This window comes from Actinocorallia sp. API 0066, from assembly GCF_020991275.1.
GTDB lineage: Bacteria > Actinomycetota > Actinomycetes > Streptosporangiales > Streptosporangiaceae > Actinocorallia.
The window spans coordinates 264,867-289,583 of record NZ_JAJLQY010000007.1; the positions used below are offsets into that span (position 1 = coordinate 264,867).

A 24,717-nucleotide genomic window follows, 5' to 3' on the forward strand; every position below is an offset into this window, starting at 1 on the left:
TCATGTATTGAGCGTCACACAATGTGCTCCGGCCTCTTCGCATAGCCTAAGGCGTCATGTCAGACGCGCCGATCGGGATCTTCGACAGCGGCTTCGGCGGGCTCACCGTCGCGCGGGCCGTCATTGACCAGTTGCCGGGGGAGCCGATCCTCTATCTCGGCGACTCGGCGCGTCAGCCCTACGGCCCCCGACCCATCGCCGAGGTCCGCGAGTACGCCCTGGAGATGCTCGACAAGCTCGTCGCCGAGGGCGTCAAGATGCTGGTGATCGCGTGCAACAGCGCGAGCTCGGCGATGCTGCGGGACGCCCGCGAGCGGTACGGCTCGATCCCGGTCGTCGAGGTGATCTTCCCGGCGGCCCGGCGCGCCGTCGCGGCCACCCGCAACGGCAGGGTCGGGCTCATCGCCACGCACGCGACGGTGACGAGCCGCGCGTACGACGACGCGTTCGCCATCGCGCCGCACATCGACCTCACCAGTGTCGCCTGCCCCCGCTTTGTGGAGTTCGTCGAGCGCGGGGTGACGATGAGCCCCGAACTGCTCGACGTCGCCCACGCTTATCTGGCTCCCATCATCGAGGCGGGGTGTGACACTCTGATTCTGGGATGCACCCACTACCCGCTGCTGACCGGCGTGATCTCCTACGTGGTCGGCGACGGCGTGACCCTCGTCTCCAGCGCCGACGAGACAGCCAAAGACGTCTACCGACTGCTGCACGATCAGGGCATGGCCCGCGCGGAGGCCGCCGCCCCACCCGTCCACCGGTTCCGCGCGACCGGGGATCCCGAGGTGTTCGCCGCGATCGGACGCCGCTTCCTCGGGCCCGTGATCGGCTACGTGGAGTCACCGTCCGACACGAGCGTCTTCCGTCTCACCCCATGACCCACAGCCAGTAGAGGAGCTCCCCGTGCGGGTGACCGTGATCGGCTGCTCTGGCAGCTTCCCGGGGCCGGACAGCCCCGCCTCCTGTTATCTCTTCGAGGACGAGGGCTTCTCGCTGCTCCTCGACTTCGGCAACGGCGCGCTGGGCGCGTTGCAGCGGCACCACGACCTGTACGGGGTCGACGCGATCGCGATCTCGCACCTGCACGCGGACCACTGCATGGACCTGTGCGGCTACTACGTGGCCCGCAAGTACTGCCCGTCCGGCACCAAGCCGAAGATCCCGGTGTACGGCCCGCCGAACTCGGCGATGCGGATGGCCGAAGCCTACGATCTCGAACTCGATCCCGGGATGACCGACACGTTCGACTTCGTACCGCTCGCCCCGACGATCACCGCCGGACCGTTCGAGATCAGCGTGCGGCCCGTGAACCACGTGATCGAGTCCTACGGCTTCCGGGTGACGTCCCGTGGCAAGACCGTCGCCTACTCGGGCGACACCGGCCGCACCGACGTGCTCGTCGACCTGGCCCGCGACGCCGACCTGTTCCTGTGCGAGGCGTCCTTCCTCGACGGCGACAACCCGCCCGACCTGCACCTGAGCGCCCGTGAGGCGGCCGAGTACGCCGACCGCGCCGGTGTCGGAAGGCTCGTCCTCACCCATCTGGTGCCGTGGAACGACGCGGAGCGGTCGATGGTCGAGGCCAAGGACGGCAAGTACTCGGGGCCGATCGACCTCGCCCGCAGCGGAGCCGTCTACCGCCTCTGATCGCGGCGGTAGGCTGGGCGGTATGCCTCGCCCTGACGGTCGTGTGAACGACCAGCTCCGACATGTCCGTATCCAGCGCGGCTGGCTCGACCACGCCGAGGGGTCGGTGCTCGTCGAGTTCGGCGGCACCAGGGTCCTGTGCGCCGCCTCGGTCCAGGACTCGGTGCCGCGCTGGCGGCGGGACAGCGGCCTGGGCTGGGTGACCGCCGAGTACGCGATGCTGCCGCGCGCGACGAACACCCGCAACGACCGCGAGTCGGTCAAGGGCCGGCTCGGTGGCCGCACCCAGGAGATCTCCCGGCTGATCGGCCGTTCCCTGCGCGCCTGCGTCGACTTCAAGGCGCTCGGCCAGAACACGGTGACGATCGACTGCGACGTCCTGCAGGCCGACGGCGGCACCCGCACCGCGGCGATCACCGGCGCCTACGTGGCGCTCGCCGACGCCGTCACCTGGATGCGCGACCGCAAGCTGACCAAGGGCGACCCGCTGCTGACGTCGGTGTGCGCGGTGAGCGTCGGCGTGGTGGAGGGCGAGTCGCGGCTCGACCTCTGCTACGAGGAGGACGTGCGCGCCGACACCGACATGAACGTGGTGTGCACCGGCGACAGCCGCCTCATCGAGGTGCAGGGCACCGCCGAGGGCGTCCCGTTCTCGCGGGAGCAGCTGAACGAGCTGCTCGACCTCGCGCAGCTCGGCTGCACCGACCTCACCATGATGCAGAAGGAAGCGCTGGCCCGATGACGACGCTGGTGCTGGCCACCCGCAACCAGGGCAAGATCGCCGAACTGCGCGATCTGCTCACCGCGTTCGACGTGGTCGGCCTCGCGGAGTTCCCCGACGCGCCCGAGGTTCCCGAGACGGAGCTGTCGTTCGCCGGGAACGCGCTGCTCAAGGCGCGCGCGATCGCCGCGCACACCGGCCTCACCGCCGTCTCCGACGACTCGGGCCTGTGTGTGGACGCCCTCAACGGCATGCCGGGCGTGCTGTCGGCCCGCTGGTCGGGCCGGTTCGGCGAGGCGGCCGCGCGGGGCAGGGACACGGCCAACCTGGAACTCGTCCTCGACCAGCTCGCCGACGTCGCCGACTTCGAGCGCGGCGCGCACTTCGTGTGCGCCGCCGCCGTGGTGCGCCCCGACGGCCGCGAGGAGGTCTTCGAGGGGCGGATGGAAGGCCGGATCATCCGGGAGCCGCGCGGCGAGGGCGGCTTCGGCTACGACCCGATCTTCGAGGTGGCCAAGGACGGCCGTACCGTCGCCGAACTCGCCCCGTACGAGAAGGCGGCGATCAGCCACCGCGGGCACGCCTTCCGGGCGTTGGCCGCCGCGCTCGGCTGAACCGTAAGCCCGTCGGCGTAGGGCCTGGCTCAGTCTTCCTTGCGGGCCAGCAGCCGTACCCGGGTGCCGTGGTAGCCCGCCCGGATCTCGATCAGGTCGACGAGCATCCGGGCGCTCCACAGCCCGAACGACGGCGAGTTGGCGTTCTCCGGCGGCAGGTACCCGGCCAGCTCGTCCGGATGCCACAGGCCGATGTCGGCGACCTCGCAGAGCACGTCGTCGGCGCCCGCCCACAGCGCCACCTCGACCGGCGGCGTGCCGTGCCGCACCGCGTTCGTCGCGACCTCGTTGACCGCGGTGACGAACCGCGCGATCACCGCCGCGCTCATGCCGCGCCGCGTCGCGTGGTCCTTGACGAACGCGCGCAGCCCCGCGAGGTCGAGCGAGCCGACGCTCATCCGGACCGCCTCGGCCGGCACCGGCGGCAGCGGCGTCTTGTCGCACCGCGCGTTGTACAGCTCGGTGTGCTCGAACGCGTTGTTGTAGGCCGGGAACATCCCGCCCTCCAACAGCTCCGGGTGGGTGCGCCGGGCGTGGTCCACGACCTCGTCGCCGACGACGCGCCGGTCGTAGGAGCAGATCACGCTGACGCCCCGGTTCTCGAACACCGTGTTCACCAGCGACTCGTAGCGGCCCCACTCGCGCGTCTGCCAGCTCGCGCCGCCCCACTGCACCTCGGCCAGCGCCCGCACCGGACGGCCCTCGGCCTGCGCGCCCCGCACGATGTCGAGGTACTGGGCGATGGTCCGCACCGGGTGCCGGTAGAAGTCCTCGGCGGGCGCGTACATGTCCATGACGTCGCCCATCACGTCGCGCACGGCGGTGTAGCAGCGGTTCGGGATCGCCGCGATGATCATCGCGTCGGCGGCGAGCCCCTCGCGCAGATAGGGGACGGCGGTGGCCAGGTACTCCTCGTCCTTGCCGTACAGCAGCGCCTGGTGCAGGAGGTCCTGCGTCTGCCCGGTCACATCGACCTCCAGCCCTCGCCACGGGTGATGCCGGGGAACAGATGGAAGCCGACCATCCGGATCACGCCCTCCAGATCGGGGGTCGGGTTGTCCAGGACAAGGCCGTTGCCCCGGGTGAGCTCCATCGCGTGCGCGCCCAGCATCTTCAGCGCGCCGAGGTCGATGAACTTCAGGTTGCCCAGCTCCAGGTGCACCTCGGCGCGCGGCCTGCTCACCGTCGTGAGCGCGTCCGTCAGCACCGGGTGGCGGGCACCGTCGATCTCGCCTTCGAGACGCAGGCCGTGCGGCGCGTACGTCCGGGTCATCCGGAGGACGCCGTCGTCATACTCGGGATTCACTTCGACGAGCACCTCGTGGTGGTTCCGCAACGCGTTGAGCGCGTCGGCCGAGCGGACCGCGCGCAGGTCGACCTGGCAGAGGGCGATGGCCCGGGTGCTCGGCCCGATGAGGCGCTCCATCGCGCCGTCACAGGCCAGCATGAACTCGACGCCGCCGGGCACGTCCGCCGCCCAGGTCATGTCGGCGAGGATCCGCGCCGCCCTGAACCGCTCGCTGAAGGCGCGGTCGAGCTCGCGCTCCAGCGTCCGGCCGAGCTGTTCGGGGTCGGCCCTGCCCTGCCGGCCGCAGGCGAGCCGCCACGGGATGACCCGGAGGTGGTCGGCTTCGGTGAACGGCCTTACGTCGATGTGGTGCCGCGCGTACATGCCGGGGAGGCGATGCGGCTCGACGTCGGTCAGGCACACGACGCGCTGCGCGGTGTTCAGCCCGTCGAAGACGAAGTCGCCGACGACGCGCTCCTTCTCCTCCGGGTGGTGGGAGGCCAGCCAGGCGTGATCACCCGGCCGCAGCTCGCCGACCGGGCGCACCGTGCTCCAGCCGTGCGCGCCGAACTCCCCGATCGTCCCGTGCTCAGTTGCGTCCATGCTGCTCCGCGGGTGTCCGCGCTGGGGTGGATGGGCCGTGCGAGTGCGCCCCGACCGTCCTGGACGGCGGCCGGTGGCTCCCTGTGGTGACGTCAACACTACGCCTGTGTGACGGGTTCGGTGGGCTGAGTGGCCGGTTCGGTGGAATTGTTCCTCCCGGTATCTGGAAACGCCCCCCGACGGTGCAGGATCCTTCGCGCGCCGCGTCAGGTCGGCGACGCGGCGATCGCGCGCGGCACCGGCGTGTGGATGCGCACCCGGGTGCCGTGCGGACCCGTCCGCACCTGCACCGGCCCCGAAAGCATCCGCACCGCCCACAGGCCGAGCCGGATCTCGTGCGCGCGCGGCGGAACGTTCCCTGTCTCCGCCGGGCCCGGCGGAGACCAGTCGCCCTCGTCGGCGACCTCGCACACGAGCCTGTCCGGCTCGGGCCACAGCCGCAGCGTCACCGGCGGCGTGCCGTGGTGCAGCGCGTTCGTCGCGACCTCGGTGACCGCGACGAGTAGCTGGTGCAGCAGCGGCCCGCCCAGCCCGTGCCGGCGCGCGTGCACCGCGACGAGCGCGCGCAGGTCCCGCAGGTCGGGGGAGTGCACCGGGACGAGCGCGGAGTCGGCGGGGGCGGGGTCGAGCGGCCGCCCGTCGGTGGTGGACAGGTAGTCGCGCGGATCCTGGTAGGCGGGGTTCGGCATCCGCGTCGCGCCCTGCGCCATCTGCGGATGGGTGAGAGCGGCGGCGCGTAGGACGTCCGGTGGAAGCCCGAGGTCGTAAGCGCACAGGATGTGCGCGCCGGTGCCGGCGAACACCACGTTCACCAGCGCCTCGACCCGCTGCCACTCCTGCGTCTCCAGCGGGTCGCGCTCGCGCCAGCACTGCTCGCCGAGCAGCCGGACCGCGCCGCCCGTCGCCGCCTCGCGTTCCGCCAGCGCCAGCACCCGCGCGACGATCCGCGCCGGATGCAGGTAGAAGTCCGCGGAGTCCACGTAGGTGATGGCGCCGTCATAGGCGGCGAGCTCGCGGCGCAGCAGCTCCGTCTTCCCCGCGGTGACGGCGAGGACGGGGTCACCGCGCTCGGCGCCCTCCCGCAGGAACGGCACAGCGGTTTCCAGGAACGCGTCATGGTCCTCGTAGGACAGTGCCGCGTGTGTCAGGGGCATCAGCCGTCACCCAGTTCGATTCCCGGCAGCCTGTGCAGGCCGACGACGTCGATGATGGACCGCACGGCGGGATCCACGTGGCGGAGCAGAACCCTGCACCGTGGGCCGCGCTTGCGGGTGAAGTCGGTGATGACGCCGAAGGCGTCGAGACTGACGAACGTCACCTCGGCGAGGTCGAGGCAGACGGTCTCAGTGGTGGGTGGGAGCGAGCCCAGCGCCTCGGCGAACCGGAGGCGGCGGGTCACGTCGATCTCGCCGCGCAGGTGCAGCCCGAGCGGCTGGTACGTGCGCGTGATGGTGAGTTGCGGGTCGTCGAAGTCGGGGTTGGGGAGCACCCTGACCTCGTGGTGGGAGTCCAGCAGGGAGAACCGGCCGCCTCCGCAGCGCCGGACGTCGGTCTGGCAGATCGCGGTGACCGAGACGCTGGGCGCGACGGCCGCGTCGAGGCGCTGTTCGCAGAAGTCGACGCGGGAGTCGCCGAAGGGCTGGTCGAAGATCCAGGAGTTCTCCGCGGTGAGCCGGATGCCGCGGAACTCCTGCTCCTGTGCCTTGGCTATCTCGTCGTTGAGGGTGGCGAGGTACTTCTGCGGGTCGAACATGCCCTGGGTGAGGCACGCCTCGCCGAGCGGGATCAGCGACAGCAGCCCCTGCCGGACGGCGAACCCCAGGTCACGCCCGTACAGGCCGGGCAGCTCCCACGGTTCGGCGTCCGTGATGTAGATGACCTTGTCGCGGATCTCCAGCCCGTGCTCGATCCACGGCCCGATGACGTGCCCCTGCTCCTCCTCGGACGCGAACGGGAACCACGCATGGTCGCCGGGCAGAAGGTCCCTGACCGGTCTGCAGACCTGCATGGTGTACCGCGTCCTCCCGCACCGGGCATCGGCTTCGCTCATCCAGCGTACGCCGCACACCCCCACCAAGGAGGACTCTTTTTTCACATATCGACGCCACGCCACTCCAGGGAGTGGACAAGGGGGGCGAGGGAAGACAACTCGTGGGGCCGGTGGGACTCGAACCCACAACACGACGGACCTAAACCGCCGGCCTCTGCCAATTGGGCTACGGCCCCGTTTTCCGGGGGTCCCGACGATATCAGCGGGAGCCCCGGTGGCGCTCAGAGCGCGAGTTCCCGGCGGACGCGGGCGACGTGTCCGGTGGCCTTCACGTTGTAGTACGCCTTCTCGATCCTGCCTGCGGCGTCGATGACGAAGGTGGAGCGGATGACGCCGACGGTCACCTTGCCGTACAGCTTCTTCTCGCCGTAGGCGCCGTACGCCTGGAGGGTCTGCCTGTCGGGGTCGGACAGGAGCGGGAACGTGAGCCCGTCGCGCTCCTTGAACTTGGCGAGTTTGGCCGGGGCGTCGGGGGAGACGCCGACGACGGCGACGCCGGATTCCGCGAGGTCGGGGAGTGCCCCTTCGAAGTCGACGGACTCCTTGGTGCAGCCGGGGGTCATGGCGGCGGGGTAGAAGTAGAGGATCACCCGCTGTCCGCGCAGTGACGACAACGTGAAGGGCTTGCCGTCGGCGTCGTCGAGGGTGAAATCGGGGGCCTCATCGCCTGGTTCGAGACGATTTGTCACCTTTGGTCCTTTCGCCATGAGTGCCTCGCGCCCAACTTACCGGGCCTCGCGGCGCGAGCCGGTGACACGACCTGCGAGACTGATCGCCAGCATCGACACTACGCCGGAGGAACCGCCGATGGCCGACAGGGATCCGGATCGGATCAAGCAGGAGATCGAAGGGGAACTGGAGGACCTCGCGCGCAACATCGACGCGCTCGCCCAGAAGGTCAACCCGTCGACGATCGTGCACCGCACGGGCGAACGCGCGCGGGCGGAGATCACCCAGGTCGCCCATGTGCTCGGCTCCGTCGTCGCGCCCCGGGACGCCGCGTCGTCACCGCTGTCGGAGCAGCAGCGCAGGCGCCTGCTCATCGCGGGCGGCGTCGCGCTGGCCGGCGTCGCGGCGCTCGTCGTCCTCGGCGCCCGCCGCTCCGCCAACAAGACACGCCTGCAACTCACCCTCGGCGCCTGACCCCCGGCGACGGCACAGGCCGGGCCGCGCAGGACGGGCGGGCTAGCCGAACTGCGGGAGGTGCGCCCGGTGGGCGGCGAGGCCCTCGGTGAGGATCGCGTCGGCTCTGGCCTTGCCGAGAGCGAACGGGTGCGCCATGAGGGCTCGCAGGGCGAGGGCCCGGTCTCCCGTGGTGGCCGCCTGGGAAGCCAGACGTTCGTAGCAGGCCGCCGCTTGGGTGAGGCCGCGCACCGGGAGCGGAAGGTCGCCGACCGGTAGCGGGCGGGCGCCTTGCGCGTCCACCAGGCAGGGCGCCTCCACGATCGTGTCCTCCGGCAGTGAGGGGATCGCCCGGCCCGCGTTCGGCACGTTGAGGACCATCCGGCGGCCCTCGTCCCGCGCGATCGCGCAGATGACGTCCACCGCGAACTCCCCGTGCTCGCCGCCTCCGCGCTCCCGCGACGGGTCGGGGTCGGCCTTGTAGGACTCCTCGGCCACCTGCGCGTAGAACCTTGGCAGCGTCGCGATGATGTCCTGGGCGCGGGTCGTGCCTTTCGCGCGCAGCTCGGCGACCACCTCGTCGTGGAAGAAGTAGTACTTGGCGTAGGAGTTGGGCAGGAAGCCCAGGGCGCGGCCGAGATCCGCCATCCGCGACGGGTCGCGCCACGGCGTCGCGCCGCCGTCCGGAGGCGCCAGGGCCGCCAGCAGGGGCGGCAGGTCGAGTGGGACGCCGCGCCGCCTTACGGTGTCGGCCCAGGTGAGGTGGTTGAGGCCGATCCAGTCGGCCTCCAGGCCGTCGAGGCCGAGCAGGTCCTCCCACATCTCGGTGTCGCCGACGTGCTGGTCGCACAGGCCGAGGAAACGGCGGCCGGGGAAGCGCTGGAGGACGGCGTCCGTGACGACGCTCGTCGGGTTCGTGTAGTTCACGATCCAGGCGTCCTCGGGAGCCTTCTCCACAAGGTCCAGCAGAACGGGCACCGAGCGGCAGGCCATGAGGAAGCCGCCGGGCCCCGCCGTCTCCTGGCCGACGACGCCGTGTCCGAGCGGGATCGCCTCGTCCAGGTGCCTGGCCTCCATGCCGCCCGGCCGGAACGTCGTGAAGACGAAGTCAGCGCCGTCCAGCGCCGTCTTCAGGTCGGGGTGGACGGTGACGTCGCACAGGCCCTTGAGCATGCCGCGCGCGAGCCTGGCCATCAGCTCCATCGCGGGCACGTCGGGGTCGTGGAAGGCGAGTTCGGCGCCGCGCAGGTCGTCCGCGCGGTGCAGCACGCCGCGCACGACCCCCGGCAGGTAGCCGCTGCCCGCACCCACGATCGCGATCCTCACTGGCGCCCCCTCAGCGTCGGCTGGGCCCGCGCGACGGCGTCGGCGCCCCTGTCGAGTTCGGTCTCCGGGATGTGCTCGACGACAAAGGCGTACCGCGCCAGGACGTCGCCCGGCACCTCGCCCGTCTCGCCGAACGAGGCGATCTCGCTCCAGCAGGGCGCGCCGAGCGAGCCGCTGTAGTGCCGCACGGACAGCCCGGCGCACAGGTTGGCGAACCTGAGCCGCTGCGGCAGGCCCCAGCCCGCGAGCGTGCCGTACACGAACGCGGCGGCGAACACGTCGCCCGCGCCGGTCGGGTCGAGCGCCTCGACCGGCAGCGCGGGTTCGGCGGCCCGCTCGGCGCCGCGCGCGGCGAGCGCCCCGGCCGCGCCGCACTTGACCACGACCGTCGGCACGAGTTCCGCGAGCCGTTCCAGGGCGGCCTCCGCGCTTGAGGTGCGCGTGTAGGCCATCGCCTCGACGGCGTTGGGGAGGAACACGTCGACGTGCCTGAGCCGCTCCAGGACGTCCATGGACCACGTCTCGGTGGGGTCCCATCCGAGGTCGGCGACCACGATCGCGCCCTGCGCGCGCAGTTCCAGCGCCCAGGACGGCACCGGTTGGGCGATGTCGACCACGCACGTCCTGGCCGGGGGCGGGGAGGAGACGGGAGCGGGCGGCGGTAGCGGGTTGACGTAGGTGACCATGCTCCGGTCAGCGTCGTAGGCGAGCGACACGGTGACGGGGCTCGACCAGCCGGGCATCCGACGCGACCACGTCAGGTCGACGCTCTCCTGGTCGGCCAGCGTGTCCCAGAGGTAGGTGCCGAAGAGGTCGTCACCGAAGGCGGCGGCAAGGCCGACCCGCAGGCCCAGCCTGCTCATCGCGACCGCCATGTTGGCGACGCCGCCCGGCGCCGAGCCGAGGCCGTCGGTGATCACCTCGCCGCCGGGCGGGGGCGGCCCGGGCAGCCCGGTGAAGATCATGTCCATGTAGACCTGGCCGGACAGGAACACGTCGAGCCCTGGGGAGGCGGGCTCGGGGCGCCCGGAGCACGGATCGGCGCTCATGGCCCACCTCCTGGGACTACAGGACGTGACTGATGGGCCGCGGCGCGAAGGCTAGAGGAAGGTGCGCCCCTCGCCGCGGTAGGTGGGGACGGTGCGCAGGACGCGGTCACCCGAGACCAAATGTACGGCCTCGAAGCGCTCGCACAGTTCGCCGGCCTTGGTGTGCCGGAACCACACGCGGTCGCCGATCTCCAGCCAGGCGGCGGCCTCCCCGGTCAGCGGAGACTGCACCTCTCCGGCGCCCTCCAAGGAGGTGAACTTCAGGCCGGGCGGTAGGAACGGCTGCGGTAGGCGGAGCGTGTCAGCGGGGCCGGAGGCCAGGTAGCCGCCGCCCAGGCACGTCGCGACGTGCGGTCCGGGCCGCCGCACGACGGGCAGCGCGAACAGCGCGGCGGGGGTGCCGCGGAAGGACGTGTAGTGGTCGAACAGGTGCGGCTGGAAGAGCCCGGAGCCCGCCGCCACCTCGGTGATGGCGCGTTCGGCGACCGTCCACTCGACGCTGCCCGTTCCGCCGCCGTTCACGAACTCGATGTCCGCGATCTCCCGGACCGTCTTCACGATCGAGCCTCGGCGGGCCGCCAGTTCCAGCCGGGAGCGCTGCTGCATGGCGCGGATCAGCCGTGCGCGCGCGGGTTGCCCGGCGGGGGCGTCGCCGACCCCTGCGATCTGCGACTCGTAGCCCATGATCCCGACGAGCCGCAGGTTCGGGCGCTTGACGATCTCCTCGGCGAGCGCGCGGGCCTGGCCGGGCGTGACGATCGGGGAGCGCTGCGCGCCGACCTTGATCCGGCCGCCGAGCACCCGGTACCCGGCGTCGATGTCCATGCAGACCCGGATCGGGTTGCCGTCGGACGGAAGCAGCTCCAGGTGCTCCACGCAGTCGACCATGACGGTGACCACGGACGCGGCGTGTTCGTCGTCGGCGAGACGGCGCAGGGCGGCGCGGTCGGCCGTCGGGTAGGCGACGAGGATGTCGTCGGACGTCCGGTGCCCGGCCAGCCACAGCGCCTCGGGGAGGGTGAAGGCCATGACCCCGGCGAAGCCCTCGGTCTTGAGCGCCTCCTCGATGAGGGCGCGCACCCTGACGGACTTGCTGGCGACCCGCACGGGCTTGCCTCCGGCGCGGCGCGCGAGGTCTGCCGCGTTGGCACGGAAGGCGTCCATGTCCACGATCGCGAAGGGGGGGTCGAACGCCGCGGTGGCCGTGTCGTAACGCGCCTTCAGCTGGGAGGGGTCCATGCCTCCCAAGAGTGTCATAGAAGGTTAAACATGAAAAGAGTTCACGTCTAATCGCCTTGGATCAGTCCGCTCTAGAGCGCCGCGAAGAAGCCCCACAGGCGCGCCGCCATGCCGTCGGGCCACACGTGGCCGCCCCCGTGCGGACAGAAGCGCACGACCGTGCCGTCGTTCTCGCCCTGACGGCAAACGCCGTCCCGCACGAGTTCGGGGATGCCCGCCTCACGACGGAAGAAGGAGACCGCCTCAGACACCGGGGTGAAGGGACGCGGATCGTTGAAGTCGCGCCTACCGCCGCCCGCGAACGGGACGGACGTGTCCGCCCTGCCGTGCACGATCATCGCCGAGACCGGGCGGTCCGGCTCGCAGTCGATGATCAGCGACGCGGAGACGACACCGATGCCCTTGACGCGGCCCGGACCCTCGCAGGCCAAGCGGTACGCCATTCCACCGCCGTTGGAGAACCCGGCGACGAAGACCCTCTGACGATCAGCCACTCCGGCATCGACCAGGGTGTCGACCAACTGACGGAGAAAGCCCGCGTCGTCAGTCTTCGCGGCCTTCGCGGGGCCGCAGCAGCCGCCCGCGTTCCAGCTCAGGAGGAAGCCGTCCGGGTAGGCGACGAGGATCTTCTCCCTGTCGGCCACCTCGTTCCAGCCGGACTGGCCGACGAACCTCTCGGCGTTGGAGGCACCGCCATGGACGGCGAGGACAAGCGGGGCGGGCTCCTTGAAACCTTTCGGGACGCGCAATAGGTACTCGCGCATGCCGGGGCCGTCCACGTCGATCGTGAGCCGGTGCGTTCCGGGCGTCACGGGGATGCCGGCGCGGGCCGTCGGGGTGCCTGAGGGCGGCGCGGGGCCGTCCCCGCCGTCCGCCGTACAGGCGCCGACGGCGGCAAGAAGCAGGACGAGAACCAGCAGACGCCGCATACCGGCGAATCTAGCCGCTTCCGGGCGGCGCCCGTCCGCCGCCGCCCTGGTCGGCGCATAGACTCGTGTCCTCCGAGCGCGCGCTGTGAGGGTGAAGGCTTGAGTTACGTCCTGTCGCTGTCCTGCCCCGACCGTCCGGGCATCGTGTTCGCCGTCTCAGGGCTCCTCGCCTCGCGCGAGTGCAACATCCTGGAGAGCCAGCAGTACGGCGACCCGTCCACCGGGCGGTTCTTCCTGCGCGTCCAGTTCACCTCGGACCTGCCGCTGGAGGAGCTCCAGACGCTCTTCGCGCCGATAGCCACCGACTTCGCCTTCGACTGGCACCTGAGCGACGCCGCCACCCGGATGAAGGTCCTCATGATGGTGTCCCGCGAGGGGCACTGCCTGAACGACCTGCTCTTCCGGGTCCGCTCCGGGCTGCTGGACATCGACGTCGTCGCCGTCGTCTCCAACCACCCCGACATGCGGCCCCTCACCCAGTCCTACGGGATCGACTACCACCACCTGCCCATGTCGATGGGCAAGGCCGCGCAGGAGGCGGAGGTCGTCACCCTGGTCCAGCACTACCGGGCCGACCTCGTGGTCCTCGCCCGCTACATGCAGATCCTCAGCGACGACCTGTGCGCCAAGCTCCAGGGCCGGGTGATCAACATCCACCACTCGTTCCTGCCGTCGTTCAAGGGCGCCAAGCCCTACCACCAGGCGCACGCGCGCGGCGTCAAGCTCATCGGCGCGACCGCCCACTACGTCACACCCGACCTGGACGAGGGGCCGATCATCGAGCAGGAGGTCGCGCGGGTGGACCACACCCACTCGCCCGAGGACCTGCGCCGGGTCGGCCGCGACATGGAGTGCCTGGCGCTCGCGCGGGCCGTCCGCTGGCACGCCGAGCACCGTGTGGTGCTCAACGGGGACAAGACCGTCGTCTTCCGCTGATACCCGGAGGGTTCCGGATGCTCCGGGCGTGCATCCGGCGCGCGGCGGAGAATGTCAGACCCGGCGGTTAGCGTCGGGGGCATGGGTACTTCGGGAGTGCGGAGCGGGGCGGTGGTCACGGTGGACGAGCGGGCGGAGACGGGTCCGGACGGGCTGCCGGTGCTGGCGTTCGCCTCGGCGGCGGAGTTCGAGGCATGGCTGGAGGCCGAGCACGCCACGTCGCCGGGGCTGTGGCTCAAGATCGCCAAGAAGGCGTCCGGCATCCCCACCGTCACCTACGTCGAGGCGCTGGACCACGCGCTGTGCTTCGGCTGGATCGACGGGCAGAAGCGCGGCCACGGCGAGGCGTACTTCCTCCAGCGGTTCACCCCGCGCCGACCACGCAGCCGCTGGTCGCGGGTGAACACCGGGAAGGTCGCCGCGCTGATCGAGCAGGGGCGGATCCGTCCGGCGGGCCAGGCCCAGATCGACGCCGCCAAGGCCGACGGCCGGTGGGACGTGGCCTACGCCTCCCCGGCCAACGCCGTCGTCCCGGCCGATCTCCGGGCCGCGCTGGACGCCGCGCCCGAGGCGGCCGCCCTGTTCGCCACGCTGACGTCGCGGAACCGGTTCGCGATCCTCTTCCAGGTCGAGGAGGCCAAGCGCGCCACCACCCGTGCTGCCCGGATCGAGAAGTTCGTCCAGATGCTGAAGGAGGGCAGGACGCTCTATTGAAGGAAGGAGCCCGAGGTTCCGGGCTCGGCTTTTCTTGATCATGGAGCTGTCGGGCAGGGCTCTGTACGGCAACACCGTTACTGTTCGTGTTCATGGGTGAGACGCTGGTCACAGAGCTGTTCGGGGACACCGCCCTGCGCAGGCAGACCCGGCTGCGGTCGGAGGAGGAGTTCCAGCCGCGGCGCACCGTCGCCGCGCTCGTCGCCGCCGCCGTCGTCACCGCGCTGTGCGGGGCCGCCGCCGTCGAGATCGTCGCCAGACGGCACGGGCTGCACGCGGTCCCGCCCGAACTCACCGAGGCGCTCACCGCACGGCTGCGCGCCACCCCGTGGACCGACCCGTCGGTCGCGCTCACCGGGTGGGGGCTGCTGCTCGCCGGGGTCGCCCTGCTCGCGCACGCCGCGTGGCCCGCCCGCGTCCCGCTGGAGCCCATGCGCGGCGCCGACCCCGCGGTCTCGGTGGCGCTGACCCGCGGCGCGCTGGCCCGGTCGGTCGAGAACGCGGCGTACGCGGTGCCCGGCGTCACCGGCGCCCGCGCCCGGATCGGCCGCCGGATCGACCTCACCGTCACCACCGGCTACCGCAACCCCGGCAACCTCGCCGACCTCGTGCGCAGGTCCGTCGCGCACCGGCTGGCCGAGATCGACCCGGTGCGCGAGCGCCAGGTCGACGTCACCGTGGGCTGGCGGCGCTGATGGCGCGCCCCGGGCTGCTGCTCACCGGCTTCGCGCTCTGCGCCGCCGGCGGGTTCGTGCTGCACCTGCGCGCCGGACGTGACGAGGGCGTGCCCGTGCTCGACGACGACCTCACCGCGTTCGCCACCGCGCACGCCTGGTTCTGGCCGCTCATCACCGCGGTGCTCGCGGTCGGCGCGGGCGCCGGCCTGTACTGGCTGACGTCCGAGGGCAGGGCCGCCGCGCTGCGCCGCCTTCCGCTGATGCGCGGCAAGGTCCGCACCCGCGCCGCCCTCGCCGAGCTGACCTGCGCGCTGGAGGACCTGCCCGGCGTCAAGGAGGTCCAGCTCCGGCTGAGCGGCTCGCGGGCGCGCTCCCGGCTGGTCCTGCACGTCTCCTGTGAGGAGAGCGCCGATCTCGGCCTGCTGCTCGGCCTCATCAGGGAGGCGCCGCTCACCCGCTTCCGCGAGGCGGTCGGCCTCGCCGGGCTGCACTCGGTGATCAGGTTCCGGCTCGTCTACCAGGAGACCCGCATCGCCTGACCGGCCCGCCCGGTTAAAGAGTGCTCTACCGCCATTTGCCCGGCTCTCTGGTGTCCGCAGGGGTTGTGCTCCGTATCGTCGGTAGCAGGTCGCTCCCAGAGCGGAGCGCCTCCACGGAAACCGTCCACGAGAGGGGACAACGATCACCCGAGACGAACTGGCTGGACCTTCTGCTTGAGACCGGCGCCGCGGAACCGTCCGCGCCGCCGGTCTCGTCTCGGCCGGTCCCGTCCCGGACGATAGAGTGCAGGGGCAGGTCACAGGCCCCGTACCCGTGGATGGGACGATGGGTTCTCAAACGCACTCCCGGCCACCAAGGAGCCAGCCCGCCGTGTCCGCCCAGACCGCCCCGTCCGACGGTTCCCCGCAGCCCGCGGCCAGGACCACCCCGCTCGTCGAGGTCCACCGGGAACTGGGCGGCACCCTCGTCGACTTCGCGGGCTACCTGATGCCGCTGCGCTACGGCTCGGAGACGGCCGAACACCACGCCGTCCGCGCCTCCGCCGGGATCTTCGACATCTCCCACATGGGTGAGATCTTCGTCACCGGGAGCCAGGCCCCGCAGGCGCTCGACCACGCGCTCGTCGGCCTGCCGTCCGGGCTCGACCCCGGCCGCGCCCGGTACACCATGATCGTCACGCCGGACGGCGGTGTCATCGACGACCTCATCGTCTACCGGCTCAGCGGGCACGGGTTCCTGGTCGTCGCCAACGCCGCGAACGCCGCCGTGGTCGCCGCGGAGCTCACCGAGCGGGCCGCCGGTTTTGACGCCGTCGTGTCCGACGAGTCCGACAAGTACGCGCTGATCGCCGTGCAGGGGCCGAAGGCGCAGGAGATCGTCCAGCGGCTCACCCAAACCGATTTGCCCGCTCTCAAGTACTACGCCCTGGTCAGCGGCGTCGTCGCCGGACACCAGGCGTTCATCGGCCGCACCGGTTACACCGGCGAGGACGGCTTTGAACTGTTCGTCGCCGCCGAGGACGCCGAACCCGTCTGGCGGGCGCTCACCGAGGCCGGCGGCGCCGACCTCACCCCGTGCGGGCTGTCCGCCCGCGACACGCTCCGGCTCGAAGCCGGCATGCCGCTCTACGGCCACGAACTCACCCGCGACACCACACCGTACGACGCCGGACTCGGCAGGGTCGTCCGGCTGGAGAAGCCCGACTTCGTCGGCCGCGAGGCGCTCGCCGCGATCGCCGAGGCGGGCCCCGCCCACCGGCTCGTCGGCCTCGTCGCGCGCGGACGGCGGGTGCCGCGCGCCGGATACACGGTGATCGGCGACGACGGCGAGCCCTGCGGCACCGTCACCAGCGGCGCGCCCTCGCCGACCCTCGGCAGGCCCGTCGCGATGGCGTCGGTCCGGGTGGACGCCCGGCCCGCCGCCGTGGACATCCGTGGCAAGCACGAGGAGGTCGACGTCGTCGACCTGCCGTTTTACCACCGTGAACACCGCCCTGCCGGGGGTGCGGATCAGGTATCCGCCCATCAGAACAAGAGGACGAACAAGTGAGTGTTCCTGAGCAGCTCCGTTACACCGAGGAGCACGAGTGGGTCTCGGGCCTGGACGGTGAGGACGGCGTCGTGACCGTCGGAATCACCGACTACGCCGCCGACGCCCTCGGCGACATCGTGTACGTCTCGCTGCCCGAGGAAGGCGCGGAGGTCACCGCGGGCGAGCCCTGCGGCGAAGCCGAGTCGACCAAGTCCGTCTCCGACATCTACGCGCCGCTGTCCGGCGAGGTCGTCGCGGTCAACCAGGCGGTCGCCGAGGACCCCGGCACGATCAACGCCGACCCGTACGGCGAGGGCTGGCTGTTCCGCGTCCGGATCGGCGACGATAACCCCGACCTGCTCGACGCCGAGTCCTACAACAAGATCATCGAGGAAGCATGAGCACCCTTTTCGGTCATCTGTCCGATGTTGATCCCGAGGTTCACGCGGCGGTCCGCCAGGAGTTGGGGCGGCAGCAGAACACCCTGGAGATGATCGCGTCGGAGAACTTCGCGCCCGTCTCCGTCCTTGAGGCCCAGGGCTCGGTCCTCACCAACAAGTACGCCGAGGGCTACCCCGGCCGCCGCTACTACGGCGGCTGCGAGTACGTCGACGTCACCGAGCAGCTCGCCATCGACCGGGCCAAGGCCCTGTTCGGCGCCGAGCACGCCAACGTGCAGCCGCACTCCGGCGCGCAGGCCAACACCGCCGTCTACTTCGCGCTGCTCGACCACGGCGACACCATCCTCGGCCTCGACCTCGCGCACGGCGGGCACCTCACGCACGGCATGCGCATCAACTACTCGGGCAAGTACCTGAACGTGGTGCCCTACCACGTCAGCCCGTCCGACGGCCGGGTGGACATGGACGAGGTCGCGGCGCTCGCGGCCGAGCACCGGCCCAAGATGATCGTCGCGGGCTGGTCGGCCTACCCGCGCCAGCTCGACTTCGCCCGGTTCCGGGAGATCGCGGACTCGGTCGGCGCGCTGCTGTTCGTCGACATGGCGCACTTCGCCGGGCTTGTCGCGGCCGGGCTGCACCCGTCGCCGGTGCCGTTCGCGGACGTCGTCACCACGACCACGCACAAGACGCTGGGCGGGCCGCGCGGCGGGCTCATCCTCGCGCGTGCGGAGCTCGGCAAGAAGATCAACTCGGCGGTGTTCCCCGGTCTGCAGGGCGGGCCGCTGGAGCACGTGATCGCGGCCAAGGCCGTCGCGCTGAAGATCGCCGCGTCCGAGGAGTTCAAGGAGCGGCAGGAGCGGACGATCGAGGGCGCCCGTATCCTCGCCGACCGCCTCCTCCAGGAGGACGCCGCCAAGGCGGGCGTGAAGGTCCTGACCGGCGGCACCGACGTGCACCTGGTCCTGGTCGACCTGGTGAACTCGGAGCTGACCGGCCGTGACGCCGAGGACCGTCTGCACGAGGTCGGCATCACCGTCAACCGGAACGCCGTCCCGAACGACCCGCGCCCCCCGATGACCACGTCGGGCCTGCGCATCGGCACCCCGGCCCTGGCCACCCGAGGCTTCACCGCCGAGGACTTCACCGAGGTCGCCGACATCATCGCCCTCACCCTCCAACCCACCTACGACGCGGAGTCCCTCACGGCCCGCGTCAAGGCCCTGGCCGACAAACACCCCCTCTACCCGGCCCTCTGACCGGCGCCCCCGGCAGGCCCCACCCGGGGCCTGCCCCACCCGCCGGGGCCAGGTTCCCGCCCCGGCGCGTGCCCGGATCCCGCTCTGACGCCTGCCGCACCGGCCACCGCCGGGTACCCGCCCCGGTACCCGGCCGGATGCCCCTCTGGGGCCTGCCGCACCGGCCAGGGCGAGGTTCCCGCCCCGGTGCCTGCCGCACCGGCCGGTGTTAGTTCCCGCCCCTGGTGTGTGCCCGGATGCTGTCCTGGGCCTGCCGCACCGGCCGGTGTTGGTTCCCGCCCCGGCGCGTGCCCGGATCCCGCTCTGACGCCTGCCGCACTGGCCACTGCCGGGTACCCGCCCCGGTACCCGGCCGGATGCCCCTCTGGGGCCTGCCGCACAGGCCGGTGTCGGGTTCCCGCCCCGGCGCGCGGCTGGATCCCGCCCGGGGGCCCGGGCACCCGCCGAGGCGCGTGGCGGGATCTCGCTCTGGTCAGGGGTGGGAGGTGGCGGAGCGGGCGTAGCGGGCCGGGCTTTCGCCGACCGCCGCGGTGAAGTCGCGGATGAGGTGGGCCTGGTCGGTGTAGCCGAGGTCGGCGGCGAGGGCCGGCCAGTTGACGGGGGCGGTGTCGGCGGCGCGATGGGCGACCTCGTGGAGGCGGGCGCGGCGCAGCACCCACTTGGGCGAGACGCCCACGTACTCGGCGAACAGGCGTTGCAGGGCGCGGACGGACAGGCCGGAGGCGGCGGCCGCCTCGTCCACGCGGAAGAGAGCCGGTTCGACGGTGAACAGGGCGACCAGCTCGGCGGCACGGACGGCGGCCGGGTCGGGCCTGGCGGGGAGGAGCGGGGTGAGGAACTCCTCGGCGGCGCGGGCCATCGCGACCGGGTCCGTTGTCGCCTGCACGGCACGGTTCACGTCGGTGATGCCGGGGCCGAAGACGCGGGTGGCGTCCACGCGGCGGTCGGCGAGCTCGGCGACGGGGCCGTTGTGGAGCGCGCGGAACGCGCCGGGGAGGAAGCGCACGCCCAGCACGTGGCCCGTCCCGGTGAGCCGCCGCACGAACAGCCCGCGATCGACGCCGTAGACCAGCGGCCCGTCCGGCTCGAACACCAGATGCACGTTCGGATGTGACAGCACCTTCGCCTCATAGACCTCCTGCACCGACCAACTCACCGACCAGTAGTACTCAACGAACGCCGCTATCCCCGCCCCGCCGTCGGGCCCGGACGAACACAGCCCGGCGGCCACCCGATCCAGCACGACGTACCTGGCCAGCTCACCAGGGCTGACGATCCCACGCGCCGACTCCGCCATGGCGCCCAGGCTAGCGTCGCGTTTCTCCAAGACCCTCCTACCCACGCCGCACTAGCCTCGAACACATGAACGAAGATCTCTTCAGGGCGCTCGCCGAGACGGCGGCCGAGGCGGCCCGGGTCGCCGCGCTCATCCCGCAGGACAGGCTGACCGCCGCCACACCCTGCCCGGACTACGACCTGCGCGCGCTCACGAACCACTGGATCGTCTGGACGTCGCACGCGCTGGAGCACTACGCCCTGCGCACCACTCTGCCCGAGGAGTTGAAGACCGCCGACTTCACCGCCGAGGCGTCCTGGCGGGAGGACTACGCGGCGGCCCTCGACCGCGCGGTGACCGCCTGGTCCCGCCCGCGGGCGTGGGAGGGCGAGGTCGTCTCCGGCATGGGCCCCACTCCGGCCGCCGACACCGTCGCGATGCTCCTGGTCGAGCTGGCCCTGCACACCTGGGACGCGGCCCGCCCGCTCAACACCCACCTCCACCTCTCCGACCCCACGGCCGAAATCCTCCACGCCGAAGTCACAAAACTGGCCCCGATGTTCCGCCAGTACAACGGCTTCGCCGACCCCGTCCCCATCCCCGAGTCCGCCTCGGTCTTGGACAGCGCGCTCGCCGCCGCAGGCCGCGACCCCCACTGGACCCCCTGACCGGCACCCCGGTCCCCGGCCGTCCGCCCGGCCGTGGCCCGGCCTCCGTGCCACAGGAGCGCCGCTGAACGCTGTGGACGCCACGGCCGCCACCTCGCCAGAACGGCCCCGCCGCGCCGATCCTCCATCCGACGGCCCGAGGACGCTGACCGACGTGCCCGCCGCCACCCCCATCGCCCCGCTTCGCCCAATACGTGCCTGACGGGCCCGCCGTCACCCGGCCGGTCCGGTCGGCCCGCCGCGTGATCGGCGGGTCCGCTGTCGCTCCGATCACCCCGCGTGTGGCTGGCGGGCCCGCCGTCGGGACGGTCTGGTTCGCCTCATGTGCGGCTGACGGGCCCGCCGTCGGGACGGTCCGGTTTGTCTCATGTGTGAATGGCGGGCCCGCCGTTGGGGCGGTCTGGTTCGCCTCATGCGTGGCTGGCGGGCGCGCCGTCACCCTGGCCGGTCCGGTCGGCCCGCCGCGTGATCGGCGGGTCCGCTGTCGCTCCGATCACTCCGCGTGTGGCTGGCGGGCCCGCTGTTGGGGCGGTCTGGTTTGTCTCATGTGTGGTTGGCGGGCTCGGCGTTGGCTTGGTGGGTGGCCAGCGGGTTCGGCGTCGCTCTGAGCGGTCCGGTTGGTTTGGTTTGGTTTGGTGTGGGGGTTAGTGGGTTCGGTTGGTGGCTAGGTGGGTTAGGGCTATGAGGGCTTGGGTGGGTTCGGGGGTGGTGGTGAGGGCGGTGAGGGCGGCGGTTGCCTGGTTGCGGAGTTGGGTCAGGCGGTCGAGGGTCCAGGTGCGGCCGCCGGCGGCCTCGATCAGGGAGGCGAGGTGGGCGGGGTCCTGGTCGGTGGGGGAGAAGTAGGCGGCGGCGAGGGCTTCGGCTTCGGGGGTGCCGGCGGTGAGGGCTGCCACGACGGGGAGTGACTTCTTGCGGTTGAGCATGTCGGAGTGGGCGGGTTTGCCTGTGACGGCTGGATCGCCCCAGATGCCCAGGAGGTCGTCCATGTACTGGAAGGCGAGGCCCAGGTGTTCGCCGAAGAGGCCGAAGGAGGCGACCTGCTCGGGGGTGCCGCCGCCCGCCGTCGCGCCGAGCGCGCAGGCGCAGCGGACCAGCGCGCCCGTCTTGTTCACCGCCATCTTCACGCACTCCGACAGGGTGACGTCGGTGCGCGTCTCGAACGTCATGTCGGAGTTCTGGCCGTCGAGCAGGTCGAGCACCGCGGAGGTGAGCATCCGGGCGGGCAGCCCCGACGACGCCAGCAGCTCGATCGCCAGCGCCAGCAGGACGTCGCCGGTGAGGATGGCGGGACCGTTCCCGTACAGGTGCCACGCCGTCGGCCGGTGCCGGCGCAGCGCGTCGCCGTCCATCACGTCGTCGTGCAGCAGCGAGAAGTTGTGCACCAGCTCGATCGCGACGGCGGCGGGCACCGCCGCCTCGGCGCTGCCGCCGACCGCCTCCGCGCACAGCACGGCGAGGGTCGGGCGCAGCGCCTTGCCGCCCGCCTCGGTCGGCCGCCCGTCGCGGTCCCACCAGCCCATGTGGTAGCCGGTGATGCCACGGACGGGCTCGGGCAGGGTGGCCACGGCCTCGCGCAGCGCGGGCTCGACCAGGGCGCGGCCGCGCGCCAGCACCTCGGCCGCGGGGTCCGACACCTCGTGTACGGCTGTCATGGGTCCTGCCTCTCTAGCTTCGCGGACGGGGAAGGTGGGCGGCGGCCGTGCCCAGGCCGCGCGGATACAGCGGCACGGACGGCGGCCGGTGCTCGTGCCCGGCCAGCGCCGTGGCCCCTGCGGCGCCCTTAGCCCCGGCCCCTGCGGCCGCCTCGACCGGCGCGGCGGGCGCGTGCGGCACGGCCGGGCCGACGGGCACCGGCATGCCGGGCACCGGTGGGCCGGACGGCACCCGGGGCGCCGGGTGGCCGGTGCCCGATGGTCCCGCACCCGGCGCGGCCACGGGCACAGGCGCGCCGGGGACGTCGCCGGGCGGCGCGACCGGGACGGGACGGGGCAGGCCGCCGGTCGGGCGGAGGGCCGAGGTGCCGGTGACGCTCCGAGGGTCGCTCAGATGGGCCAGCGGGTCGAGCTCGGATTCCACGTAGCGGCTGGTGTGCCGGTGCCAGTGGAGGATCGCGACCATCCAGTCGCGCAGTTCGTCCAGGTAGGAGTCGAGCGCGGCGCGGGCGGCGGCGTCCAGGGTGAGGCGGTCGGCCAGCACGGGCAGTTCGACGGCGACGAGGTGTTCGAACTGCTGACGTCGGTCGGCCATGAGCCGTCCGACGGTGTCGACCGCCTCGTCCCTGCCGATGTTGAGGAAATTCTGGAGGATCAGCACCAGGTTGTGCAGCTCATCCTCAAATTCGACTTCCTTCTGATAGGAGAAAAGATCATTTGTGAACATTCCATAGTCGGACACCGCGTTGTTGATGGACTGGAGCGTCCGGCTTTCAAAGACTTCGTCCGGAATGTCCTTCTCGTGTGCGAGGCGGCACAGGAACATGGTGAGCTGCGACCCGAACGTGGCACGCCGCATCTCCACATAGTCGACGGGGTCGGGGACCCGGTGCTGGACGAGGTTGCCGACCTCCCAGGCCATCGCGTCGATCATCACGGCTATCGCGTTGTGGAATCCGGCGCGCTGCCGCTGCGACATCGGCTCGGCGGTGCGCCGCCACAGGTCGGCGAGGCCCGCCTCGACGGGGTTGAGCGGCGGCGGCGTCGGCCCGAGATCCAGCGGCATGAACTGCTGGAGCCGCAGCGCGAACGCCCGCGCGCCCAGCGGATCGCGCCCGTTCGCGTAGACGCGCGGGAACCAGTCGTCGATGTAGGTGCCCCACGTCAGCCAGTGCGACGACAGGGCGAGTTCCTCAGGGGTCGCGTCCGGATCGAGGCCCGCCGAGCACAGCGGGAAGTCGAAGCCCTTGAGCTGCCGCTCCGTCCACAGCGAGCCCGGCACACCCATGCCGAGCCCCTGCGACCACGCGTTGTTCTCCCGCCGGGCGTGGTCCAGATGCGGGCTGAGCGCCAGCGCGTAGGGGATCTCGAACTCCGGCAGCGGGGTCGGGCCGACCTTCTGGAACGGCACGTGCAGGTAGTTGCGGAACCTGCCGAACCCGAGGTTCTGCGGTGACGGGAACAGCCGGGCCGCCGCCGTCCCCAGGCCCGTCGGCGAGTAGCGCAGCCCGGCCTGGGAGTTCATGTACCGGCTCGACCGCATGTGCCACTCGTGGCCGCCGGACTGCCAGTCCTGGAGGCCCTTGATCCAGGCGGCGACCCGCGCCGCGCCGTCCGCGCCGATCCCGTGCTCGGCGAGCAGCACCGGCACCTCGGTGACGGCCGTGTGGTCGAACTGGTAGAGCCGCGAGCTCAGCAGCTCGTTGGTGAGCTCGGCAGCGGTCTGCGTGTCGTGGCCGAAGAACTCCTCGAACACCAGGACGGCGTTGGACAGCTCGCCCTCGTCGCCGACCTCGCGCTCGTAGGAGAACAGGTCGTTGCGCAGGTGCACGCCGTCGGCGAAGGTGTCGCGCAGCACGTTGGCGGGGCGGGCGCGGGCGATCTCGGGCGGCAGCTCGGCGTCCGCCGCGTACTCCACGAGGTCCGACGACCAGGGCGCGCCGCCCACCCGGCGCCGCATCTCCACGTACTCGATCGGGTTCGCGACCCGCCCGGCGTTGATGTTCACCAGCTCCCACAGCGACTCCTCGAGCAGCGCCGCGGTGTTCTCGGCGAACCGCTCGCGCCACTGCCGGGACATCGCCGGGACGGTCCTGGCCCACAGGTCCGCGAGGCCCTTCTCGACGGGGTTGGTGGCCTCGGGGTAGCCGTCCTCCAGATCGACGGGCATGAACAGCCGCAGCCGGTCCAGGTACTCCTGCGCGCCCGTCAGGTCGCCGGTGCGCTTGAAGAGTTCGAGGAAGTGGTCGTCGAAGTAGAACACCCACACGTACCAGTCGGTGACCGTGTCCAGCACGGGGGCTGGTGAATCCGGGTGGGTGTAGGCGCACAGGAGGGCGTAGTCGTGCGCGTCGTACTCCTCCTCGGTCCAGACCGGCGAGCCGAGGATGCCCATCTCCCACGCCCACTCCTTGGAGTGGGCGCGCGCGGACTCCACATGCTCGTTCAACCGCGCCGGATAGGGGAGATAGAACTCGGGAAGGTCGAAGGGCTGCTTGGACATCCGGGCTCCTCG

At 71.7% G+C, this 24,717-nt stretch carries 25 protein-coding genes and 1 tRNA gene; 13 read left to right on the forward strand and 13 right to left on the reverse strand.

Going from position 1 to position 24,717, the window contains the following annotated elements:
* The first annotated feature begins 56 nt into the window (after positions 1-56).
* From murI to rdgB, 4 genes are read left to right on the forward strand one after another with little or no spacing between them, the layout of a single operon-like run.
* The gene (murI, locus tag LO762_RS19615; RefSeq protein WP_230617124.1) at positions 57-881 is read left to right on the forward strand and encodes a glutamate racemase; all 825 of its coding nucleotides are present in this window, start codon (positions 57-59) and stop codon (positions 879-881) included.
* A gap of 25 nt (positions 882-906) precedes the next feature.
* The gene (locus tag LO762_RS19620; RefSeq protein WP_230617126.1) at positions 907-1,650 is read left to right on the forward strand and encodes an MBL fold metallo-hydrolase; all 744 of its coding nucleotides are present in this window, start codon (positions 907-909) and stop codon (positions 1,648-1,650) included.
* Positions 1,651-1,672: 22 nt separating this feature from the next.
* Entirely contained in the window at positions 1,673-2,392 is a 720-nt protein-coding gene (gene rph / locus LO762_RS19625; RefSeq protein WP_230617128.1) for a ribonuclease PH, read from the forward strand.
* On the forward strand, positions 2,389-2,985 hold the full coding sequence (gene rdgB, locus LO762_RS19630; protein ID WP_230617130.1) for an RdgB/HAM1 family non-canonical purine NTP pyrophosphatase: 597 nt from the start codon (positions 2,389-2,391) through the stop codon (positions 2,983-2,985). Before rph ends, rdgB begins: the two co-directional genes overlap by 4 nt.
* 29 nt (positions 2,986-3,014) lie before the next feature.
* Here rdgB and LO762_RS19635 read toward each other — a convergent pair whose 3' ends face one another.
* From LO762_RS19635 to bcp, 6 genes are all read right to left on the reverse strand, one after another.
* A complete protein-coding gene (locus LO762_RS19635) occupies positions 3,015-3,953 on the reverse strand; it encodes a sensor histidine kinase (protein WP_230617132.1) in 939 nt (312 codons plus the stop codon).
* Positions 3,950-4,876, reverse strand: coding sequence for an MEDS domain-containing protein (locus LO762_RS19640; protein WP_230617134.1), 927 nt, complete (start codon positions 4,874-4,876; stop codon positions 3,950-3,952). Before LO762_RS19640 ends, LO762_RS19635 begins: the two co-directional genes overlap by 4 nt.
* A 206-nt stretch (positions 4,877-5,082) precedes the next feature.
* Entirely contained in the window at positions 5,083-6,030 is a 948-nt protein-coding gene (locus LO762_RS19645) for a sensor histidine kinase (RefSeq protein ID WP_230617135.1), read from the reverse strand.
* Positions 6,030-6,884 carry an MEDS domain-containing protein gene (locus tag LO762_RS19650; protein ID WP_230617136.1) on the reverse strand — a complete coding sequence of 285 codons (855 nt, stop codon included), beginning with the start codon at positions 6,882-6,884 and terminating at the stop codon, positions 6,030-6,032. The genes LO762_RS19645 and LO762_RS19650 overlap by 1 nt, the downstream gene beginning before the upstream one ends.
* Positions 6,885-7,028: 144 nt before the next feature.
* Positions 7,029-7,102: transfer RNA gene (locus LO762_RS19655), tRNA-Leu, on the reverse strand.
* A 45-nt stretch (positions 7,103-7,147) separates the two neighbouring features.
* Entirely contained in the window at positions 7,148-7,615 is a 468-nt protein-coding gene (gene bcp, locus LO762_RS19660; RefSeq protein ID WP_230617138.1) for a thioredoxin-dependent thiol peroxidase, read from the reverse strand.
* Between the two features lie 118 nt (positions 7,616-7,733).
* On the opposite strand from bcp, the gene LO762_RS19665 reads away from it, so the two are divergent.
* Positions 7,734-8,069 (forward strand): DUF3618 domain-containing protein, encoded by a 336-nt coding sequence (locus tag LO762_RS19665; RefSeq protein ID WP_230617140.1) that lies wholly within the window; start codon positions 7,734-7,736, stop codon positions 8,067-8,069.
* 42 nt (positions 8,070-8,111) lie between these two features.
* Here LO762_RS19665 and LO762_RS33565 read toward each other — a convergent pair whose 3' ends face one another.
* The 4 genes from LO762_RS33565 to LO762_RS19685 form a co-directional block, all read right to left on the reverse strand.
* Positions 8,112-9,374 carry a glycoside hydrolase family 4 gene (locus tag LO762_RS33565; RefSeq protein ID WP_230617142.1) on the reverse strand — a complete coding sequence of 421 codons (1,263 nt, stop codon included), beginning with the start codon at positions 9,372-9,374 and terminating at the stop codon, positions 8,112-8,114.
* Complete coding sequence (locus tag LO762_RS19675) at positions 9,371-10,423, reverse strand: carbohydrate kinase family protein (protein WP_230617143.1); 1,053 nt, start codon at positions 10,421-10,423, stop codon at positions 9,371-9,373. Before LO762_RS19675 ends, LO762_RS33565 begins: the two co-directional genes overlap by 4 nt.
* Before the next feature lie 51 nt (positions 10,424-10,474).
* Positions 10,475-11,662 carry an amino acid deaminase/aldolase gene (locus LO762_RS19680; protein ID WP_230617144.1) on the reverse strand — a complete coding sequence of 396 codons (1,188 nt, stop codon included), beginning with the start codon at positions 11,660-11,662 and terminating at the stop codon, positions 10,475-10,477.
* 71 nt (positions 11,663-11,733) lie between these two features.
* The gene (locus LO762_RS19685; RefSeq protein WP_230617145.1) at positions 11,734-12,591 is read right to left on the reverse strand and encodes a PHB depolymerase family esterase; all 858 of its coding nucleotides are present in this window, start codon (positions 12,589-12,591) and stop codon (positions 11,734-11,736) included.
* Between the two features lie 99 nt (positions 12,592-12,690).
* Between LO762_RS19685 and purU the strand changes: the two genes are divergently transcribed.
* The 7 genes from purU (at position 12,691) to glyA (ending at position 18,606) form a co-directional block, all read left to right on the forward strand.
* A complete protein-coding gene (gene purU, locus LO762_RS19690; protein ID WP_230617146.1) occupies positions 12,691-13,527 on the forward strand; it encodes a formyltetrahydrofolate deformylase in 837 nt (278 codons plus the stop codon).
* An 81-nt stretch (positions 13,528-13,608) separates the two neighbouring features.
* A complete protein-coding gene (locus LO762_RS19695; RefSeq protein WP_230617148.1) occupies positions 13,609-14,241 on the forward strand; it encodes a YdeI family protein in 633 nt (210 codons plus the stop codon).
* 92 nt (positions 14,242-14,333) lie between these two features.
* Positions 14,334-14,936, forward strand: a complete 603-nt coding sequence (locus LO762_RS19700) for a DUF6286 domain-containing protein (RefSeq protein WP_230617150.1) — start codon at positions 14,334-14,336, stop codon at positions 14,934-14,936.
* Positions 14,936-15,457, forward strand: coding sequence for a hypothetical protein (locus tag LO762_RS19705; RefSeq protein ID WP_230617152.1), 522 nt, complete (start codon positions 14,936-14,938; stop codon positions 15,455-15,457). The genes LO762_RS19700 and LO762_RS19705 overlap by 1 nt, the downstream gene beginning before the upstream one ends.
* A gap of 331 nt (positions 15,458-15,788) precedes the next feature.
* Complete coding sequence (gcvT, locus tag LO762_RS19710) at positions 15,789-16,967, forward strand: glycine cleavage system aminomethyltransferase GcvT (RefSeq protein ID WP_230617154.1); 1,179 nt, start codon at positions 15,789-15,791, stop codon at positions 16,965-16,967.
* On the forward strand, positions 16,964-17,350 hold the full coding sequence (gcvH, locus tag LO762_RS19715; protein ID WP_230617156.1) for a glycine cleavage system protein GcvH: 387 nt from the start codon (positions 16,964-16,966) through the stop codon (positions 17,348-17,350). The genes gcvT and gcvH overlap by 4 nt, the downstream gene beginning before the upstream one ends.
* Complete coding sequence (gene glyA / locus LO762_RS19720) at positions 17,347-18,606, forward strand: serine hydroxymethyltransferase (protein ID WP_230617158.1); 1,260 nt, start codon at positions 17,347-17,349, stop codon at positions 18,604-18,606. Before gcvH ends, glyA begins: the two co-directional genes overlap by 4 nt.
* 472 nt (positions 18,607-19,078) lie before the next feature.
* Here the strand turns inward: glyA and LO762_RS19725 are convergent, their stop codons facing one another.
* Positions 19,079-19,903 (reverse strand): helix-turn-helix domain-containing protein, encoded by an 825-nt coding sequence (locus LO762_RS19725; RefSeq protein ID WP_230617160.1) that lies wholly within the window; start codon positions 19,901-19,903, stop codon positions 19,079-19,081.
* A 65-nt stretch (positions 19,904-19,968) separates the two neighbouring features.
* On the opposite strand from LO762_RS19725, the gene LO762_RS19730 reads away from it, so the two are divergent.
* Positions 19,969-20,550 carry a TIGR03086 family metal-binding protein gene (locus tag LO762_RS19730; RefSeq protein WP_230617162.1) on the forward strand — a complete coding sequence of 194 codons (582 nt, stop codon included), beginning with the start codon at positions 19,969-19,971 and terminating at the stop codon, positions 20,548-20,550.
* 644 nt (positions 20,551-21,194) lie between these two features.
* Here the strand turns inward: LO762_RS19730 and LO762_RS19735 are convergent.
* Both LO762_RS19735 and LO762_RS19745 read right to left on the reverse strand, forming a co-directional pair.
* Complete coding sequence (locus LO762_RS19735) at positions 21,195-22,202, reverse strand: polyprenyl synthetase family protein (protein ID WP_304523671.1); 1,008 nt, start codon at positions 22,200-22,202, stop codon at positions 21,195-21,197.
* 13 nt (positions 22,203-22,215) lie between these two features.
* Complete coding sequence (locus LO762_RS19745; RefSeq protein ID WP_304523672.1) at positions 22,216-24,705, reverse strand: germacradienol/geosmin synthase; 2,490 nt, start codon at positions 24,703-24,705, stop codon at positions 22,216-22,218.
* Positions 24,706-24,717: the final 12 nt, after the last annotated feature.